Source organism: Candidatus Villigracilis proximus (genome assembly GCF_016717045.1).
Classification (GTDB): domain Bacteria; phylum Chloroflexota; class Anaerolineae; order Anaerolineales; family Villigracilaceae; genus Villigracilis; species Villigracilis proximus.
On sequence record NZ_JADJUO010000004.1, the window covers coordinates 20066 to 39337 of the forward strand.

A 19272-nucleotide genomic window follows, 5' to 3' on the forward strand; every position below is an offset into this window, starting at 1 on the left:
GTTCCTCGCCTTTGGTTATTTGGTCGAAGTGCCTTTGCCCAGATACGCTTCGATCACGCGCGGGTTCTTTTGTACTTCTGAAGGCGAACCTTCTGCGATCTTTTCGCCATAATCCAGCACGGTCACACGATCTGAAATGGACATAACCACGCGCATGTGATGTTCGATCAACAGAATGGTGAGATCGAGTTCCTTGCGCAAACGCTGGATGAAATTAGTCAGGTCAATGGTCTCGTTGGGATTCATGCCCGCAGTGGGTTCATCCAATAATAACAATTTCGGATTGGAAGCCAATGCGCGGGCGATCTCAAGACGGCGTTGGAGGCCATAGGATAAATTCTTGGCAGTTACATTTGCATCCGAGCGGCGCAAACCGACGAATTCCAGCATGTCCAGTCCGCGTTCGCGGGCTTCTGCTTCTTCCTTCATGGTTGAGGGGAGGTGCAGGATCTGTCCGATCAAGTTTGATTTAAGGCGGGAATGCTGTCCAACCAAAACATTTTCCAGGGCGGTCATATTCGCGAATAAACGAATATTTTGAAAGGTGCGTGCGATCCCAAGCGTGGTGATATTAAAGGGCTTGAGTCCATGCAGGTTGACACCATCAAATGTCATTTCTCCGCTGGTGGGAGTGTAGATGCGGGTAATCGTATTGAAGAATGTGGTCTTGCCTGCGCCGTTCGGGCCGATCAAGCTGGCGATCATACCTTTGTCAATGGTAAAGTCAACTTTATTGACCGCGGTCAAACCACCAAAGGTCATTGTTACTGCTTTTGCATCAAATAGTCTCATGGCAGTTTCCTAACCTTTCTTGGCCTTTGATTTTTGGTTGTCTTCAACATCAATTACCACTTCTTCGTCTTTGTGCAGTTCAGCACGCATTTGGGCACTGGGGATTAAGCCTTCAGGTCGCACGGCCATCATAATGACCAACGTCAGCCCGAATAGCAGGAAGCGGTAAAGGATGGGATTCGCATTTTGCGCCACGATCGATTGCAGGGTGGGGTTTGAAGCGAGAGAGGGTAAAACGGTAAAGTCCATCAAGCCTTTGAGGAAGTCCTTTAAGGCCGGCAGGAAGAGACGATCCGCTGTCATGATGACAAGACCACCAACGATCACGCCATTGATATTGCCGATACCGCCCAGAATGACCACGCACAGAATAATGATGGATGCGCTGAAGTCAAACACGCTTGGGAAGATACCGCGGATATAGGCTGCGTAAAAAGCGCCGGCAAAACCTGAGAACGCGGCACCCATGGCGAACGCGGCAAGTTTTGTGCGGATCGGGTCAATGCCCATCTGAGCCGCAGCAAGTTCATCTTCACGGATTGCCATCCAGGCGCGTCCCATACGGCTCTTGTGCAGGCGTTGGATGATAAACACCGAAAGCAAAATGATCGCCATGATCAGGAAATACCAGGGGGTTGGGTTGTTCGATTGGAATTCATAACCGAAAAATGACGGCCGTCCAATGGGGTTGATTCCTCTTTCGCCTGCGGTAATATCCATATGATTAACAAGGTTGATACAGGTAACTGTGCTTGTGGCCCCAAACATTTTTTGGATACCTGGAATGATCCAGCAGGTGAGAGGCTCATTGATGGTGACGTCGATCAGATTTCTGAAGAGTACCGGAATGATCTCGCCGAAACCCAGGGTCACGATGGCAAGATAATCGCCTCGTAGTGGCAATGTGGGCGCGCCTAGCATCAGCCCCCAAATGGCTGCCATGCCGGCGGCGATCCAGATCACAAGCCAGAAGTTCATGTAGATATTATGCTGCGGCGAGGAAAGAATGCCTGTGGTGTATGCGCCAATCGCGAAGAAAGCCGCGTAGCCCAGATCAAGCAAACCTGCGTAGCCGACCACGATATTCAAGCCTAGACCGAGGATCACGAAGATGAGCGCGAAGATTACATTTGAAGTCCAGCGCAAACCTGTAAATGTATCAATAAAAGGGAAGGCAATTGCGACCACTGCAAGCAGGATCATCTTTGCTCTTTTTCCCATTTTTCTTCGAGACCACGGAAAGAAGCCGTTATCATGGTGAGGGCAATAATGGCAATCACGCCAATAATGTTTGCAGGAACAAAAACATTGCCATAGGAAGAAGGTTTACCGATTGCTGGTTGCACTACAAAATTTTGAAACAAACTTAAGACCAGCAAAATCGCGCCAGCAGTAAGAGCTGCGGGAAGTACCTGTTTTGCAAGATTGGACGGAGAGCCACGGTCCAGTCTGCTTTCCAGGGCAAGGCCAAGGCCTACGCCGGCAAAGAGTCCCATAACCGCTACAGACCAACCACTAAACAGGAAGGTAAGTAAGCCGGCGATAACACCAAATAAGACACCTGTTCGAATATGTCGCATGGATGTTCTCCTTAAACCTTTTGCCCAGTTTGTTCACCGAGCAGACCGGTGGGACGGAATAAGAGGATGAGTACCAGAGTAGCGAACACCCAGGCATTGGTCCAGCGCGCATTAAGATAGCCGTCGCTGAAAGCAGCCAATAAGCCGATCAAAAATCCTCCAAGCATGGCTCCAGTGATGTTGCCGATGCCGCCAAGTACTGCCGCCGTGAAGGATTGCAAACCTGCGCGGAATCCCATGAACCACCAGGCTGTATTATTGTATAAACCAGCCATTAACCCGGCTGCGCCGGCAAGTCCGCCGCCGATCAGGAATGTGGCTGTAATGACCCAGTCAATATCGATGCCAAGCATTTTCGCGGCATCGCGATTTTGCGCAGTGGCGCGCATGGCTTTTCCAAGCTTGGTGCGTTGCACAAATAAACGCAAGCCAATCATTAATACGCCTGCAAGTACGATTACGAGCAAATCTTTAATGGTGAAACGTAATCCCCATCCCGTATTGGCAAGTAAATTTGGATCCATGTTCATATTCACGAACATTCTGCTCAATAGATCTGGAAATTCCTTTTGTGAGCCGCCGCCTGTTGTGCCAAAACTGGGCACAAGCCAGGATTGACCTGCCCAGATCAAGCCAATATTTTCAACAATGAACGACATACCGATCGCCGAGATCAACGGAGCAAGGCGTGGAGCGTTGCGTAATCGTTTATACGCAAGGCGTTCAATGCTTGCATTAAGTGTTGCCGATACAGCAATGGAAACAATGAGTGCGATAAAAATGCCTAAGCCGATACGGGCGGGATCTTGTGAGGTAAGTGTCCCGGTCAAAGAGAGCGTTGTAAGAGCTGTGAAAACACCGATCATGTAAACATCGCCATGAGCAAAGTTGATCAACTCAATGATGCCGTACACCATCGTGTATCCCAACGCAATAATCGCGATAATCGCGCCATTTGCCAGCCCGATGATCAAAAATTGTAATAATTGACTTGGATTTTTGGCGATACTCGCGGCAATAACTGGAATATCAAGTGCGGCGATCGGGCCCAAGAGAAGAACAAGGTAAATCGTAATAATTGCAATGACTGGCCGTGCAAATTTTTGAAGTGTGGATTTCATTTCGATTACTCTCCAGGCTTCGCAAAGATCAGCTTTAAAAACCGGTTTCTTCGCGATTAAGTAAGATAGAAGAGACAGGAGGGCAGTAATCTGCCCTCCTGTCTTTACTTACATAGTACGCGGATTAAGGCGTGAAAGTGCCGTAGTCAGCGTACGCACCACCTTGTACTTGACCAACAACGAAGTACGGCAGGGTTACATCGCCGTCAGCATTGAATGACCAGGTGCCCAGGGCGCCTTCGAAATCTTTGATTGCGAAGACTGCGGCGTTAACAGCAGCGCGGTCGGTAGGATCGCCACCGGCGGCGCAAACATCTTCAATCGCCTTCAAAGCAGCGCTCATTGTGTCGTAGCCCAAGATCGCGTAAGGTTCCTTGGTCTCTTCGTACTTGGCTGCATAGTCAGCGTAGAATTTCTTACCGGCATCACCCAAATCTTTCAGGGCCAAACCGGGGGTTGTGGCGAATACACCTTCGGCAACATCAGCGCCAGCGCCTTCGATCAAGGCAGCGGTGAAGATACCATCGGGGCCCATGAACTTGACGGTTTGATTGTCACCCATGATGGCAACCTTGTCCTTCAAGATCTGAGCGGCGTTGTTATCAACGATTGCGCCAAGGTAAACTGCATCAGGAGCTGCGCCATCATTGCTGGTGGAGATCTTGGTCATCAAAGCTTTGTAGTCAGCAGCTTTAGGATCGAAACCTTCCTGAGCGATGACGGTAATGCCGGCGGCAACAGCGGCCTGATTCACAGAATCAGCAACGCCCTTACCGTATACTTCCTGATCGTCGAGGATGTAAACTGTCTTTACGCCCTGAGAAACCATGAAGTTGACGGCGACAGGTCCCTGAAGATCATCAGTCGCGGCTACGCGAGCGTAGTTGCGGGTGCCCGAGGATAGTAGACATCAGGTTCATTGGCTTCGGTCAAACCGGTCGCGGCGTGTGTCAAGCCAGGATAGGTGTTGGCAGGGGAGATCATAACCAGCGGGCCAGCGGCATTCAAAATCGGAATGGAGAGCTTGGCAGCGCCGGAGTTGAAAGTGCCGAGATAGGCAATGATTGAAGGATCAGCAGCTGCCTTATTGGCGTTTTCAGTTTCGACAGCAGGATCCCACTTGCCGAGAGCCGCAGAGGCATCGTCCCAGGCTTCGTAGGTGACGGTGTATTTGCCATTGCAAGCCTTACCACCGGCTTGTTCGAGGCGCAGTGTCATGGCATTCACGATGGTTTGGGTTTGGGTCAGGGAAGCACCAGTCATGGGAAGGCTGGAGACAATCTTCAAGGTAGCAGCTTCGCCGCCACCAGCACCGCAGGCGGCGAGGGCCATGCTGGCGATAATTAGGATCGAAAGTAAAGCGAACAAACGCTTAGACATTTTTCTTACTCCTCCAAAATTATTTTAGGTGAAATCGATTCACACACGATGTGGGGACAACAAGCAGCAGACAATACTCACAATGTCAGCCTCACCTCCTTTGGGTTTTAGAATATTTCAGTATAAAAAGAAAGCCCGGAAAACCCTTTCGATTTGATGGATTTTCGAAGCTCGACTCTAAACCACTAATTACGGCCCATTTTTATTAAAAGCGAATGATACGGCTTTTTTTGTCTCAGGTCAAGTGTTTGTGTCTAGACTTTTTTGAATTTTTAGTTGGTTTTTTCGGCTGGTTTATATAGCAATTGCTCGCGGATACGCAAATCGGTATTTCGGATCTTCATCGCCAGGTCAGCCGCAAGGTTGTACATTAAGGGATACCCTAATTGTGGATAAGTTTCGCACAGCATGATCAGTTTATCGCGTTGTATAACGAGTAAGCGGGTGTCTTTTTGAGCGGCATGAGCTGATGCCGAGCGCAAGCCTTCATCCACCAAAGCAACTTCACCAAAAGATTGACCCCGGCGAAGTCGGGCTACCGCAGTTTCTTTTTTTATCATTATCACCACTTGCATTGCGATGGATCAAAATATCCACTTCGCCTTGCGCGATGACATATAATTCCTTGCTTCCGCTGTTTTCCTGAAAGACAACTTCCCCCACATTAAATACAACTTCCTGACATAAATTTGCCACCAACTCCAATTGAGTTGGCGTAAATTGATAGAAAATATCACTTTGTTTTAAAAAATTAACAAGGTTGTTCATCAATTGAAATCCTTTTCAAGAGTGTAGCATACCCGTGGATGAAGTGCAACGACTCAGACTACGGGTATGCCTGAATCAGCCAATCGTACGGATCCACCTGTATGCCGTTTACCCATAATTCCCAATGCAAATGCGGCCCCGTGACTCTGCCTGTACCTCCCACTTCTCCGATCACCTGGCCTTGCTCCACGATATCACCAACCTGTACATAAAACTTGGACTGATGCCAGAATCCGCTGTATACACCCCAGCCGTGGTCAATAATGGTGGTGTTGCCTCGCACGATCCATGGGCCAGCGAATACAACTTTTCCGCGTGCAGGTGCAGTGATGGGCAGACCCGTCCCGCCGCCAAAGTCGAGACCTGTGTGAAATCCTTGAATGGATACTTCTGTGCCGGTGCCAATGTAGGTGCGGCGGTTTCCGTAGCGTGACGTAAAGTAGGTCGCCTCTGCGTATAGAGATGCGGGGGAGTAGAAATCGCCCGCCCAAAATTTTTCAGTGTTGGCTGGAGTGGTGATCGTGATAAGTTGATTAAGTTCCGGCTCTGTTTCGGCGGGGTCAATGGTGACCGGGTCAACATAAAGAATTGGATCGTCAGGGTAATTGCCCGAGATGATCAAAATGGATTGTTCATAATATTGCCTGCTTCCGTCAGGAAGTGTGGCATCCACGCGCAAAGGATAAACACCCGGTGGAAGTAAAGCATGTACGCCTTGAAGTGCCACCTGGGTTCCATCTTCCATTGGAAAGAAACGTAGTTGATGGTCAACCAGAATTCCACTGAGTGTGACATTGGGCAGCGTTTGTACTTTGATTACGCCCGTGCCCCCTTGTTTCAAAGGCAGGCCGCGAATTTCTGCGCTGATAATAGTGGAGGGTAGTCCGCTGGTGTTTTGTTCGCCGTTTTCTCCTGACGCAAAAAGCGTATCCCCGGGAATCGCATCCCATGAGCCTTGCAAACTGTTGTAGTGCGACAGACTCCAAACATCAGAATTTTGTTTTACAGCTAATTCAAGCAGAGACTCACCTGCATTGGTTGAAACACGGGTGGTCAGGCTTTGAGTTCCTGATGTAGGCACAATCATGCCTACACCGACATAGAACTGGCTCGGACTGACGACATGGTTGAGCTTCTTAAAGATACTTTGCGAAACTTGTGTACGCCGTGTAAGACTGCGGAACGAATCTCCAAAGTTGATGATCTCAATGTTCAACGTGCCTGTAATTCCATCCAGACCCGGGATGACAAGCTGCTGACCAGCCGAAAGCTGATTGGCGTCTGTGATACCGTTTGCGCCCATGAGTTCAGTCAAGTTTACGCTGAAAAACTCTGCAATGGAAGAAAGACTATCACCAGGCTGCACAATGTAAACCGGCCCTGTACCATCCTGTGCTTGTACAGGATGCGTTGTGACGATGAATGACAATAGAAAAAGAGCAATGAGCAGGATACGTTTATGCATTCTTGAATTCAACCTTGTCGCCAATTTCATAATCCCCCCAGCGATCAGGGTGTATCTCCAGTGTATATTTTGCATCTGCTTTTGGGAAATAAGCCGGATGCCATGATTTCGCAATTACCTTGTCCACGATTGTCATTTCAGAGTTGATCCAAAAGACAGCGAGATCAAATGGGACGAAGAACATGTGGATGGATGTGTCGAGGCGTGAATCCCGCTTCTCGACCAGAAGCAGGCCTTCGTTAAGTTCGAGGCGTGACCGGAACATAAGTCCCCGCAGTTTGCAGAGGAATGAATCGCAATATCCCACACGCGCCGGGGATGTGATCGCCTTGTTTAAGTTGTAAATGAAAATGGGGTCAGGCATAATGTAATCGTAAAACAGGGCGGCTGTTTCGCCGCCCTGTAAAATATCAGGTTGATTTTTGGCCGAGAATTTTTTCGACGCTGTCCATTAATTCCTGCGGACTGAAAGGCTTGGCGATGTAATCATCAACTTTGGCGATATGCAGCCCGAGTACTTTGTCAATATTTTGAGCCTTGGCTGTGACAACGATGACAGGAATATCGCGTGTCGATTCATCGGCTTTCATTTGTTGGTATACTTCCCAGCCGTCCATATCAGGCATCATCAGATCAAGCAATACAAGATCAGGATGTATCTCGCGTACCAAAACAAGACCTTCTTTTCCGCCGGGTGCGCCATGCACATTAAACCCACGCCGATTAAGGATGAGTTGTATCAGGTCGATCATTTCCGGTTCGTCTTCAATGCAAACAATATGTTTGACAGTTGTGTTATTCATGTTCCTCCTGTCTCTATTTGCAAGTTTACCATAAAAGTAATTACGGGTTTAAACGATGAAAATTATCACATGGAATATAAATGGCATTCGTGCGGCGCTTGGTAAAGACGCGTTGGAGTGGGCATTTGCACAACAGCCGAATGTGTTGTGTTTGCAGGAAGTGAAAGCCCGCCCCGAGCAATTGAATGAAGAGCAACGCGCACAGTTGAAACTGCCTCATTTCTGGAATCCGGCACAGCGCCCTGGGTACAGTGGTGTGACTTCATTTTATAAACAACAGCCGGATGAAATAGTGGTGGGGATGGGCAACGATCTGTTTGACGTGGAAGGCCGGGTCGTTCAGACCGTTCAAGCTGGTTGCCGTCTATTCAACATTTACTTCCCGAATGGGCAGAGAAGCTTTGAGCGCGTGGAATATAAATTGGCGTTCTACGCTCATTTGTTGGAGTTGTGTGATGAACTTCACCGGCGTGGAGAAAGCATTATCATTACCGGCGATTTTAATACAGCACACATGCCGATTGATCTAAAGAATCCAAAACAAAACGAAAAGACTTCGGGCTTTTTGCCAGAAGAGCGTGAATGGGTGCAGAAATTTTTAGATCATGGTTTTGTGGATGTTTATCGCAGGCTGTATCCTGAGAAAGTGCAATACACATGGTGGACGTATCGCCTGAATGCGCGCCAACGCGGCATTGGCTGGCGGATTGATTATTTCCTGATTTCAGAGAATCTCATGCCGCGCATTAAAGATGTGATCATTCACGAAGATGTGATGGGGTCAGATCACTGTCCGGTTGAGTTGGTGTTGGAATAGAGAATATAAAAATATCCCGCAGAGTTTCATCTGCGGGATATTTTTATATTGGCTGAATTACATGGTGGAGACAGTGCCTTGTTGAAAAAGCGGACCAAGCAGATATCGAATCACATCTTCTGCCGAATAACTGGTCTTGCCTTCTTTAATAAATTGTGCGGCAGATACCAGATCATCGCCTGAGGTGATGATCGGTTGTTCCACATACCCATCCTTGCGGATTTGAGGGAAGCCGGCTGTAGCCGTCAAATTATTACACAAGCAGGAACGGTTGACTGTGTCTTCGATGGCGCCGCCTTTTTTGACAAAATCATCCACAGGTTCAGATGCACAGCGATAACCAACCGTGCCATTTTCTTTTTTGTATAGAATACGCAGAAAGCCAAGGTCACAAACTCTGGGACGCTCGCCATAAGCTTTCGGGTCGGAGAGTGTGCCTTCCAATTTAGCAACCTTGAACGGGAAACCAGTCGGAGATGCAAGCGGACTCGTGAATACCTCGGCTTCTTCAGCTCTTACTTTTTGGAGCATACGTTTTTTTAGATCATCCCGCATTCCCGATTCATCGCATAGCGAAAAGGCTGTGCCCACTTGCACCCCGGCAGCGCCTGCGTCCAATGCGGCTTGCACCTGCTTGGGGTTGCCATATCCGCCAGCCAGCCAGAAGGGCAGACCTAATAACTTCATCTTTTCCAAATCCACGACATCTTTATCGCCATAGATCGGTTCGCCTTTTTCATTGAAGTTTACAGTGCCGCGCGGCGGGGCATTATGACCGCCAGCAGTTGGCCCTTCGATCACGAAGCCGTCTACAGGGCCTTCACTTCTTTTTATCAGCGCCTGCGCCAATACAACAGAAGAGATAATGGGCAGGAATTTGGGTCGTTTAAGTTTTCCGACAAGTTTGGAGATTCCAGGGAAGACACTTTCAGGATCAAAGTGGATGCGGTGATCGTCTTCCTTATCTGCACCATGCACATCCACACGATAGGAGACAGGTTCGTGATTGCTTACTTTATCGAGGATGCCAGCTACCTGACTTGGGCTACCCGCGCCCATCAGCACCACGTCCACGCCAGCCAGCATGGCGCCATAGAGTGATGCCAGATTCGGCATTTGCACTTTTTCCAACAGATTGATGCCAACCACACCGGAATGTCCTTCTTTGGCAAGATAAACTTCAACGTAATTGGCAATTGCAGTGATTTGATCCAGAAACTTGGCTGGACGAATGCTGTATGCGCCGGGTGTTTTGTAGGGTGTCTCGGGGGTTTTTCCGCCGGGAGTGTAATAGCGGTTGATGATGGCTTGCACGGGTTCCGGCAATGCAAAATTTTCCAACGCGCGGCGGACATGCCCGCTAAGATCGCCATCCATTAAGCGGCTTGCCAGTACGCGGCTGATGCCTGTTCCTGATACAACGCCCAATTGCCCTAATTGTGAAACTGCTTTTGCCAGCCGCCAATCTGAAATGGCGACCCCCATGCCGCCTTGTATTAATTTTGGTAGTTGCATTGTCGCTCCATTTTATTAAAATTAAAATTCATCAAACCATGCTGGACATGGCTGTTTCTATAATAACCCCGATTTTGATGGAGCGTTCCTAATTTTTATGGATTAATCTGATACACATTTTAAGCCAAATCAATAATAAACAGGGGGGCGTAAAAAACGACCCGGTTTCGCTTTTTAACTCACCTTATGCAGCATAACTCCGAAGGAGTGAAATGATTCTAGAATCAACGCAAAAATTCGCCCAACCCCGAAGGGGTGTCATGTCATCCCTTCAGGATTTGGGGATTCTACGCCGCAATTCTATAATCGTGCCATCCCTATGGGATTGTTTACTGCGTAACATCAGTTTTTATTTTTTTGTAGCAAGCTTTTTAACGGGTTGTGCCGGAGTGGTTTCCATACGATCCAAATCGGTATCATCCCATGAAGCAGGATCGTTGAGTGATTCCAAATGAGTGAATACAGTTACACTCTTCAACACATTGCGAATATCCGCTTCGATGCTTTCCAACAGCCGATGCCCGCGTTGTACCGTCCATTTGCCGGGGACGATGATGTGCAGTGATACAAATTTCCGTGATCCTGATTCACGGGTGCGCAGCGCGTGATACTGCACGCCGTCTTGCATGTAGGGCATCAATGCGTCGCGCACAAGATTTTGATCACTGGCAGATAAAGCGGTATCCATCAATCCCAATGCAGACATGCGGACGATGCGAACACCTGACCAGATAATATTCGCGGCCACAAGAAAGGCGACGATGGGATCGAGTCTTTCCCAGCCGGTAATTGCCACTGCTCCCACGCCTGCCAGTACACCGACGGAAGTCCAGACATCGGTCATTAGATGATGGGCGTTGGCTTCAAGCGTGATGGAGTTATATTGTTTGCTGGCGCGCAGTAATATAAGCGCGACGACCAGGTTGATGAGAGAGGCAGCAACTGATACGCCCAAGCCCAGCCCGACCTGTTCCAGTGGTTTCGGTGTGATCAAGCGTGGAATTGCTGTGATGACGATACTGACAGCCGCAATGAGAATTAAAGTCCCTTCGACGCCGCTTGAGAAGTATTCTGCTTTGCTATGCCCGTAAGCATGGTCTTCATCGGCGGGACGGGCGGCAATGGTTAACATGGCCAGTGCCATGAGCGCGCCGACAAGGTTCACCAGGGATTCTAATGCGTCAGAAAGCAAGCCGACTGAGCCAGTCAAAAGGTAGGCAGTGGTTTTGAGTGCAATCGTCAGAACGGCTGCTCCAATGGAAAGCCATGCAAAGCGTGTAAGAAATAGGCGGTCTGTATGTTCAGATGTCATAGTTTAGTTTTCCATTATAAGCAAAAGTGCAAGCAATGGCAGTGACATTCGTTCCAATCTGCCGGAAGATGAGTTGTTTACAGTTGATTCTCAAAGGTAGAATCAAGCCCGATTGTTTTTGCGGGCAGTTTTCGGCTAAAAAAGAGGCGTATTAGAGAATCATATAAAATTTCTCATATACGCGTCGTCTAAGGGCATGGCTTGGTATAATCGAGTCGCAAGTCAAATTTGGAGGATTCTGTGAATTCCCGTACCCAATCATTTTTTGTGTATTTCCTTCTGATCGTCGCCATCGGCGCCATGTTTTACATGGGTTTTCGAGAGAATACCAATGTAACAGAACCATTGACTATTAATCAAGTGGCTCAAGCCGTGAAAGATGGTAAGGTCGCCCAGATCATTATTAAGAGCGATGATACTTTTACCGTGGTGTATACCAATGGCACAGAAGAAGAAGGCGTTGAATCTCGTAAGGAGCCAAATGCTACATTGGTAGATCAGCTTAGCAGCCTTGGCGTTACGCAAGAACAACTAGCCCCCTGAAATCGTTACTGTTGAAGTTCGTGCGCCTTCCGCTTGGGGAGGTGTCTTAAGCGGTGCGTTATATCTGCTGCCTGTTTTGTTTATGGGTGGTGTGCTCTGGTTTATTTTCCGTCAGGCGCAGGGCAGTAATAATGCGGCCATGTCCTTCGGTAAGAGCCGCGCGCGTATGTTTAGCGGTGAACATCCAACCGTCACATTTGCTGATGTGGCGGGCGCGGAAGAGTCGAAACAGGAACTGGCGGAAATCGTTGAATTCCTGAAAGAACCGCAGAAATTTATTCAACTGGGTGCGCGCATTCCGAAGGGCGTTTTATTGGTTGGTCCTCCTGGAACAGGCAAGACCCTGTTGGCAAAAGCTGTTTCTGGTGAAGCGGGTGTGCCTTTCTTCTCCATTTCTGGTTCTGAGTTCGTTGAGATGTTTGTGGGTGTGGGCGCAAGCCGTGTGCGCGATCTTTTTGATCAGGCCAAGAGACATTCACCCTGTATTATTTTCGTAGATGAAATTGACGCCGTTGGCCGCCAGCGTGGAGCGGGACTCGGCGGTTCACACGATGAACGCGAGCAGACTTTGAATCAAATGCTCGTTGAAATGGACGGTTTCGATACTGACACCAATGTTATTATCATCGCCGCCACCAATCGCCCTGATATTTTGGATCCTGCACTTTTGCGCCCCGGCCGTTTTGATCGCCGCGTGACGCTTGACCGCCCGGATATGAAAGGCCGCGAGGCGATCTTAAAAGTCCATTCCAAAGGCAAGCCATTGGAACCCGAAGTTGATCTCGGTACTGTGGCGCGCGGTACACCCGGTTTTGTGGGTGCCGACCTTGAGAACCTTGTTACTGAGGCTGCAATTCTTGCCGCTCGTCGTAATAAGAAGTCTATTGGTCAATCTGAAATGGAAGAAGCGATTGAGCGTGTTGTGATGGGACCTGAGCGCAAATCTCGTTTGATCTCGGAAGAAGAGAAGCGCATCATTGCTTATCATGAAGCGGGTCATGCTGTGGCAATGAATGCCATCGCTGAGTCAGATCCGGTTCAAAAGATCACCATCGTGGGTCGTGGTCAAGCCGGCGGACTTACCTGGTATCGACCTGAAGAAGACCGCATCCTGACCTCACGCAAGAAGATGACGGCTGCGCTCGTGGGTCTGCTTGGCGGACGTGTTGCTGAAGAACTTGTATTTGATGATGTCACCTCTGGCGCATCCAATGATCTTGAGCGTGTAACACAAATGGCGCGCACCATGGTGACCCGTCTTGGTATGTCCAGTGAGCTGGGTTTGATGACCTACGGTAAAAAAGAGGAAATGATCTTCCTGGGTCGTGAAATTTCTGAACAACGTGACTATTCAGAATTGGTAGCCCAGAAGATTGATGCCGAAGTCCGCAAGCTCGTAGATGATGCGTACAAGGTTACGAAGAAGATTTTGACAAAATACCGCAAGGAATTGGATACGCTTGCCAAACGACTTCTCGAAGTTGAGTCTGTCAATCGTGCTGAATTTGAAGCGATCTTCCCTCCACCTCATGCTCGCAAGAGCGGTACACCGCAGATCCCATAAAAAATAAAAAAATAGGCTTCCGAAATGGAAGCCTATTTTTTTTTATTCCAAACTACGTTCCGCCTTCTTTGTGTTGTCTTACCAATTCACGGCGCAGGATCTTTCCGACTGTTGTCTTGGGTAGTTCACTGCGGAATTCATAATGAGTGGGGACTTTATACGGAGCAAGATGTTCCTTACAGAATGCTTTGAGTTCCGCTTCTGTTAAAGTTTCGCCGGGCTTGACCACGATCCATGCTTTGACCGTTTCACCGCGCTGCGGGTCTGGAATACCGCCCACACCGACTTCCAACACTTTGGGATGATCCATGATGGCCTCTTCCACTTCGCGCGGCCAAACTTGGAATCCGCCGGGCTTGATGAGTTCCTTCTTGCGATCCACGATGTAGAAATAGCCGTCTTCATCCATGCGGGCGATGTCGCCAGTGAAAAGCCAAACTTTGCCGTCTTTCATCTCACGCAGACTATTGGCTGTTTCAGTGGGCATATTGTGATATCCCTTCATCACTTGCGGCCCGTGGATAATGATCTCACCGATCTCGCCTTGTGCGAGTTCGGTTTCGCCATCGTCCAGACTGATAAGCTTTACTTCCACATCGGGTAATGGCATACCGATTGAGCCAATTTTGTTCTCGCCTGCAAGTGGATTGCAGTGTGTGGCGGTTGGCGCTTCAGAAAGGCCATAGCCTTCAAACACTTTACCGCCCGTCAGTTTTTCAAATTGTTCCTTTGTTTCGCGCATCAACGGAGCCGATCCAGAGATACAAGCCTTGATTGATGAAAGATTATATTTGCCGGCTTTTACATCAGGATGATTATTGATGCCATTGTAAAGAAGCGGAACACCGGGGAAAATGGTCGCCTTGAATTTGCTGATGTTATCCAGCACATCTTTCAAGTCACGTGCGTTTGGCACCATCACCATACTTGCGCCATTCGCCATCGCGAAATTCATTCCCGCGACCATACCGTAGACATGGAACAATGGAATTCCCATTAATACAACTTCCTTGCCGGGTTCCAGTGCGGGCATCCATGATTTGATCTGGAGCGTATTTGCAACTACATTGCGGTGCATGGCAACTGCACCCTTGGGCACGCCCGTTGTTCCGCCGGAATATTGAAAGAGCGCCGTATCGTCAGGAGATACTTCAACATTTGGCTTCGCAGAGTTGGCATGTTTCGCGAGCAGGTCTTTCATCCATACATCACCGTCTGCAAGTGAACCTATACGGTCACCTTCCTTCTTTTCTTTTGCAAGTGTGAACAACAATCGCAATATGGGCGGTAGTGTCTCTTTAATATTGGCGACAATGATCTTTTTAAGTTTGGATCTCTCCTGCGCCTTCTTTACTTTGTCGTAAAAACGGCTGAGTGTGAACATTACTTCAATGTTCGCATCGTTCACAGGCATGATGATCTCATCCACTGGGTAGGTGGGGTTCACTGCCACCACTGCCGCACCTGCTTTGAGAATGCCATAATAGGCAATCACAAATTGCGGCGTATTCGGCATGAAAATTCCCACCCGATCCCCTTTTTTCACACCCATCTCAACGAGCGCGGCTGCCATGTGGTCAGTGAGCGCATTCATCTCGCGGTATGAAATGACCGCGCCCTTAAAAATCGTACAGGCACGGTCAGGATAATTTCGCGCAGCTTCCTCAAAAAATAAAACAGCGGCGCTTTTGGATAATTAATTGTTTGCGGTACACCCTTGTCGTAATTTGCAAGCCACGGACTGTTGTTCATAGTTGCTCCTCCTTTAAGGAATATGCGAAGTATATACAATCAAGAATCAAAAGTCAATCAATTGGCGGATGTTTTTTTCGATCTCTTTATCAACACCTTTTTTAACCCTGAACCAATTAATATCTGGATCGGACTCTTTGAACCAGTTTGCCTGACGCCTGACGAAGATTCGAGTCACGCGTCTCATCTCAACTTTTGCCTGCTCCAGTGTCAATTCACCTTTTATTACTCTGACGCATTCCCGATACCCGATGGCCGACATGCTTGGCAGAGTGGATGGATACCCTTTCTCAAGCAGACCTTTCACTTCGTCCAGAAATCCATTTGCAAACATCAAGTCAATGCGTTCATCCACGCGCTGATACAACTCTTCCCGCGGACGATTCAAGCCGATGGCGATTAAACGATAAGGCGATTCGACCTTTCCGCGCTGATCGGAGAATTTTCTGCCTGTCGTTAAGATAACTTCCAAAGCGCGGATCGTTCGCCTTACATTACGAGCATCTATTTTGGAAGCTGCTTCTGGGTCAAGAGTTTCGAGTTTAGCGTGTAGCCACTCAAGACCTCTTTCTTCTTTCATTCTTTCCAACTCAACCCGTAATCGTTCATCTGCAATAACCTCAGGCGGCGTCCAACCCTGTGTCACCGCGCGGACGTATTGTCCCGTGCCGCCCACTAGAAAGGGGAGTTTTCCGCGTGCGTGAATATCTGCGATGAGTTCCTTCGCCTTTTCCTGAAAGATGGCCAGACTTAATGTTTCATCGGGATTAACGATATCAATTAAATAATGAGGCGCACGCGCCATTTCCTCTTTTGAAGGCTTGGCTGTGCCAATGTCCATGCCGCGATAGAAGAGGCGTGAATCGGCAGAAATGATCTCGCCGTTCATTCTTTCGGCAAGTTGAATGGCGAGTTCTGTTTTACCGACTGCGGTCGGACCGATGATGAGGATAAGAGGAAGTTTATGCTGCATTCTTTTGGCTGCTTGCCATTATCTTTCCAGAACTGATTCTGCGGGATTCGCGGGGTTGTAATAGACAGGTACGCTGGCTCCAACAGGATAACGTGCCACGGTTGCCTGCGGCTGGCCTGCAACACGCGCACTTAAAAATTGTTCACCGGCCCTAATGGTCTGGCCTTGAAAGCCTTGCCCATTAACAACATATTGATAGATGACCACGGGATAGGTCTTATGGCTTTGCCCGATGCGTTTTGATTGTATTGTAGACATAAGGACTGTGCCTGTTACTGCCGGCCAGGTTTGTGCTGTCTGACGATAGGCTGTGCTTTTATGGTTTCGTTTGTAAAAAAAGAAACCTATTCCGCCAATGACCAAAATGGGTATGATGATACTGCACACTACACCTGCAATGCCTGCAAACACGCCAATACCTGTAATGATCCAATTAAGATTATCCATGGTGCTCTCCTTTTTACTATTAAAATATTAAGATTAATACTTACACAAGACTATTTTTTTTGCCAGAGATGAACAGTGGTAAACAAAGTTTTTTCAAAGGCTCTGTTTATCCTCGTTCATCAGGATGAGTTTGTGTAAGTCCTACGGATTTGTTTTTCTCTTTTCCAGCAAATCCGCATGCAGCCGCGAAAACGATGCTAATAAATAGATCGAGAAATAGATTTGGAAGATTAAAATAATTGTGAGGAATAAATCCACCTTGTTCGAAGAAAACCAGCGGGAAGCCGGCACGCGCAATATCGTCAGCGCAGAAATCAACTCCCAGCAGGGCTGGCAGGCCACAGTCGGATAAAAGATGCGCGGCAATGACGTTGATGAGGAAGAAGCTCAAGAGTCCGATCGAAAATCCTTTGAGAAATGTGCGGGAGAGGGTCATGTCAAAATAAATTCCTGTTTTATGATTTTGTCATCTTTCTGGTAAACTCTTAAAAATATTCGTTTATTTTAACACCGATGTGAGCAATTATGATCAACTTGCAGGCATTAACAATCGATATGTTCGTTGAGCAATTGCGAACTGTATATAGAAGGACGTATGGCGATATTGACAGTGACTTCGGGCGCATTGTAACCTGGTGCGGACGTTTGGCGTTGGAGAATATTGCAAACTCAGATGCGTTGTATCACGACATTGACCATACCATTATGGTGTCGCTTGCGGGGCAGGCCATCGTTGAAGGGAAGCATTTGCGTGAGGGCGGCGTAACGCCGCGTGATTGGATGCATTATATGATCGCGGTCCTGTGCCACGATATTGGATATGTAAAAGGGGTGTGCAAGAACGATACGAAGGATATGTTTGCAACGGGAGTTGGGGACGAAATGGTTTTTGTTTCGCCCGATGGCACCGATGTTGCGTTGACGCCGTATCATGTTAATCGCAGCAAGTTATTTGTGATGGAGCGCTTCGGAAGCAGTTTGTTGCAGGATATGGCAAAATTTTTGGATGCGGAGTTGATCGCTTCATATATTGAAATGACGCGCTTTCCTTCTCCGCCGGGTGAGATGTATAAAGATACAAAAGGACTTGGCGGCCTGGTACGCGCGGCTGATTTTATCGGTCAGTTGGGTGACCCCGACTATTTGCGAAAATCCCCAGCTTTGTTTTATGAATTCCAGGAATTGGGCGTTAATGAAAAATTTGGGTATAAAGCGCCGAATGATCTGCGAAAAAATTATGCTACATTTTATTGGAATAGTGTCAGCCCATATATTCAGGATGCGCTGATGTATTTACGTTTGAGCGAAGACGGCAAACAATGGATCGCGAATATGCATTCGCATGTCTTTGACGCAGAACACGATACACACGCATAGAAAAAAGGACACAGTGATTATGCTGTGTCCTTTTTGATTCTCAATCATTTTTGTTATGCAGGTTTTTCGGCCTTGGTGTATTCGCGGATATTGTCTGTTGCTTTATCCAGCTTGTCCACTTCTTCTTCGGTTAATCTCCAGCCTGCTCCGCCAGCGTTGAGCTCTGCCTGCCTTACATTTTTTGCGCCCGGAATCGGCAGCGCGCCTTTGCAGATCAGCCAGTTAAGTGCAACCTGCGAAACGGTTTTATCTCCATGATTAAGCCCGATCTCGCGCAGCAGTTTTGTCACGGGTGGAAGTTTCTTTAATAACTCCACATATTGTGAACCGCGCACACCGGGCGGCGGATTCTCTGATGTGTATTTACCGGTTAACAAACCTTTTTCGAGTGGGGAGTATGCAATTAAGCGAATGCCAAGTTCCTTACAGCGCGCGAGGGTTCCGTTCTTTTCCACTTCACGACTGAGCAGGCTGTAATGCACCTGATTGGATGCGAGCGGAATCCCATGCTGGGCCAGGGTTGAATAGGCCCGCAGCATTTTCGTCTGCCCGAAGTTGGAAACACCCACAGTGCGCGTTAGTCCGCGCTTTACACATTCCACCATGCCTTCCATCATCGTCTCAGGGCTCATCAACGGCGATGACCAGTGGATTTGATATAGATCCACCGACTCTAACCCCATGCGCTCCAAACTTGCTTTCAATGCGCGTGGAATAAATCCTTTGGTTAACCGCCACGGCCACGGAAAGAATTTGGTTGCCACCAGCACCGGTTGCTCGGTCTCTTTTAAGAACTGACCCAACAATCGTTCTGAATATCCCGAGCCATATATCTCCGCCGTGTCTACAAATCGAACACCGAGATTTAATGACGCGTCAAATGATTCGCGGATTTCCTTGTCGGTGTGCGTTTGTCCATATCCCCAAACTACACGGTCACCCCATTGCCATGCGCCCAGCCCCATCTCTATCGCGTGCAAAAATCTTGTTTCGTTGCTGACTTCGGTCACAGTGCCTCCTAAAGGAACTTTCCGATTTTATCTTAAAAAACGGCTTTCCCAAA

19 protein-coding genes and 2 pseudogenes are annotated in these 19272 nt (G+C 48.2%); 3 read left to right on the plus strand and 18 right to left on the minus strand.

The genetic code is table 11. From position 1 onward, the window contains the following. Positions 1-15: 15 nt before the first annotated feature. The 11 genes and pseudogenes from IPL71_RS04320 to IPL71_RS04370 form a co-directional block, all read right to left on the minus strand. Complete coding sequence (locus IPL71_RS04320; protein WP_345319218.1) at positions 16-792, minus strand: ABC transporter ATP-binding protein; 777 nt, start codon at positions 790-792, stop codon at positions 16-18. A gap of 9 nt (positions 793-801) precedes the next feature. Continuing rightward, positions 802-2013, minus strand: a complete 1212-nt coding sequence (locus tag IPL71_RS04325; RefSeq protein ID WP_345319220.1) for a branched-chain amino acid ABC transporter permease — start codon at positions 2011-2013, stop codon at positions 802-804. After that, entirely contained in the window at positions 1992-2372 is a 381-nt protein-coding gene (locus IPL71_RS04330) for a hypothetical protein (RefSeq protein ID WP_345319222.1), read from the minus strand. Before IPL71_RS04330 ends, IPL71_RS04325 begins: the two co-directional genes overlap by 22 nt. Before the next feature lie 11 nt (positions 2373-2383). Continuing rightward, complete coding sequence (locus IPL71_RS04335) at positions 2384-3493, minus strand: branched-chain amino acid ABC transporter permease (protein ID WP_345319224.1); 1110 nt, start codon at positions 3491-3493, stop codon at positions 2384-2386. A 124-nt stretch (positions 3494-3617) separates the two neighbouring features. Beyond that, positions 3618-4328: pseudogene (locus IPL71_RS04340) on the minus strand (branched-chain amino acid ABC transporter substrate-binding protein); the annotation flags it as partial. A gap of 35 nt (positions 4329-4363) precedes the next feature. Continuing rightward, a complete protein-coding gene (locus tag IPL71_RS04345; RefSeq protein ID WP_345319226.1) occupies positions 4364-4873 on the minus strand; it encodes a type 1 periplasmic-binding domain-containing protein in 510 nt (169 codons plus the stop codon). 272 nt (positions 4874-5145) lie between these two features. Further along, on the minus strand, positions 5146-5433 hold the full coding sequence (locus tag IPL71_RS04350) for a cyclic nucleotide-binding domain-containing protein (protein ID WP_345319228.1): 288 nt from the start codon (positions 5431-5433) through the stop codon (positions 5146-5148). Next, on the minus strand, positions 5378-5641 hold the full coding sequence (locus IPL71_RS04355; protein WP_345319230.1) for a cyclic nucleotide-binding domain-containing protein: 264 nt from the start codon (positions 5639-5641) through the stop codon (positions 5378-5380). The genes IPL71_RS04350 and IPL71_RS04355 overlap by 56 nt, the downstream gene beginning before the upstream one ends. A 58-nt stretch (positions 5642-5699) precedes the next feature. Continuing rightward, the gene (locus IPL71_RS04360) at positions 5700-7106 is read right to left on the minus strand and encodes a LysM peptidoglycan-binding domain-containing M23 family metallopeptidase (RefSeq protein WP_345319232.1); all 1407 of its coding nucleotides are present in this window, start codon (positions 7104-7106) and stop codon (positions 5700-5702) included. Then, positions 7099-7470 (minus strand): DUF192 domain-containing protein, encoded by a 372-nt coding sequence (locus IPL71_RS04365; protein WP_345319233.1) that lies wholly within the window; start codon positions 7468-7470, stop codon positions 7099-7101. Before IPL71_RS04365 ends, IPL71_RS04360 begins: the two co-directional genes overlap by 8 nt. 46 nt (positions 7471-7516) lie before the next feature. Further along, on the minus strand, positions 7517-7909 hold the full coding sequence (locus IPL71_RS04370; protein ID WP_345319234.1) for a response regulator transcription factor: 393 nt from the start codon (positions 7907-7909) through the stop codon (positions 7517-7519). 55 nt (positions 7910-7964) lie between these two features. On the opposite strand from IPL71_RS04370, the gene IPL71_RS04375 reads away from it, so the two are divergent. Next, complete coding sequence (locus tag IPL71_RS04375) at positions 7965-8726, plus strand: exodeoxyribonuclease III (RefSeq protein ID WP_345319236.1); 762 nt, start codon at positions 7965-7967, stop codon at positions 8724-8726. Positions 8727-8783: 57 nt separating this feature from the next. Here IPL71_RS04375 and IPL71_RS04380 read toward each other — a convergent pair whose 3' ends face one another. Further along, positions 8784-10241, minus strand: a complete 1458-nt coding sequence (locus IPL71_RS04380) for a nitronate monooxygenase (protein WP_345319238.1) — start codon at positions 10239-10241, stop codon at positions 8784-8786. A gap of 349 nt (positions 10242-10590) precedes the next feature. Further along, a complete protein-coding gene (locus IPL71_RS04385; RefSeq protein WP_345319240.1) occupies positions 10591-11553 on the minus strand; it encodes a cation diffusion facilitator family transporter in 963 nt (320 codons plus the stop codon). A 300-nt stretch (positions 11554-11853) separates the two neighbouring features. Between IPL71_RS04385 and ftsH the strand changes: the two are divergent. Further along, positions 11854-13660 (plus strand): annotated as a pseudogene (gene ftsH / locus IPL71_RS04390) (ATP-dependent zinc metalloprotease FtsH). A 52-nt stretch (positions 13661-13712) separates the two neighbouring features. Here ftsH and IPL71_RS04395 read toward each other — a convergent pair. The 4 genes from IPL71_RS04395 to IPL71_RS04410 all read right to left on the minus strand — a co-directional run bounded on the left by IPL71_RS04395 (position 13713) and on the right by IPL71_RS04410 (position 17268). Continuing rightward, a complete protein-coding gene (locus tag IPL71_RS04395; RefSeq protein WP_345319915.1) occupies positions 13713-15287 on the minus strand; it encodes a long-chain-fatty-acid--CoA ligase in 1575 nt (524 codons plus the stop codon). Positions 15288-15458: 171 nt separating this feature from the next. Further along, on the minus strand, positions 15459-16385 hold the full coding sequence (gene miaA / locus IPL71_RS04400; protein WP_345319242.1) for a tRNA (adenosine(37)-N6)-dimethylallyltransferase MiaA: 927 nt from the start codon (positions 16383-16385) through the stop codon (positions 15459-15461). Positions 16386-16403: 18 nt separating this feature from the next. Beyond that, a complete protein-coding gene (locus IPL71_RS04405) occupies positions 16404-16832 on the minus strand; it encodes a DUF3592 domain-containing protein (protein ID WP_345319244.1) in 429 nt (142 codons plus the stop codon). Positions 16833-16938: 106 nt separating this feature from the next. Then, a complete protein-coding gene (locus IPL71_RS04410) occupies positions 16939-17268 on the minus strand; it encodes a hypothetical protein (protein ID WP_345319246.1) in 330 nt (109 codons plus the stop codon). Between the two features lie 89 nt (positions 17269-17357). On the opposite strand from IPL71_RS04410, the gene IPL71_RS04415 reads away from it, so the two are divergent. Beyond that, complete coding sequence (locus IPL71_RS04415; RefSeq protein ID WP_345319248.1) at positions 17358-18209, plus strand: metal-dependent phosphohydrolase; 852 nt, start codon at positions 17358-17360, stop codon at positions 18207-18209. A gap of 53 nt (positions 18210-18262) precedes the next feature. On the opposite strand, the gene IPL71_RS04420 is transcribed toward IPL71_RS04415, so the two are convergent. Beyond that, complete coding sequence (locus IPL71_RS04420; RefSeq protein WP_345319249.1) at positions 18263-19219, minus strand: aldo/keto reductase; 957 nt, start codon at positions 19217-19219, stop codon at positions 18263-18265. Positions 19220-19272: the final 53 nt, after the last annotated feature.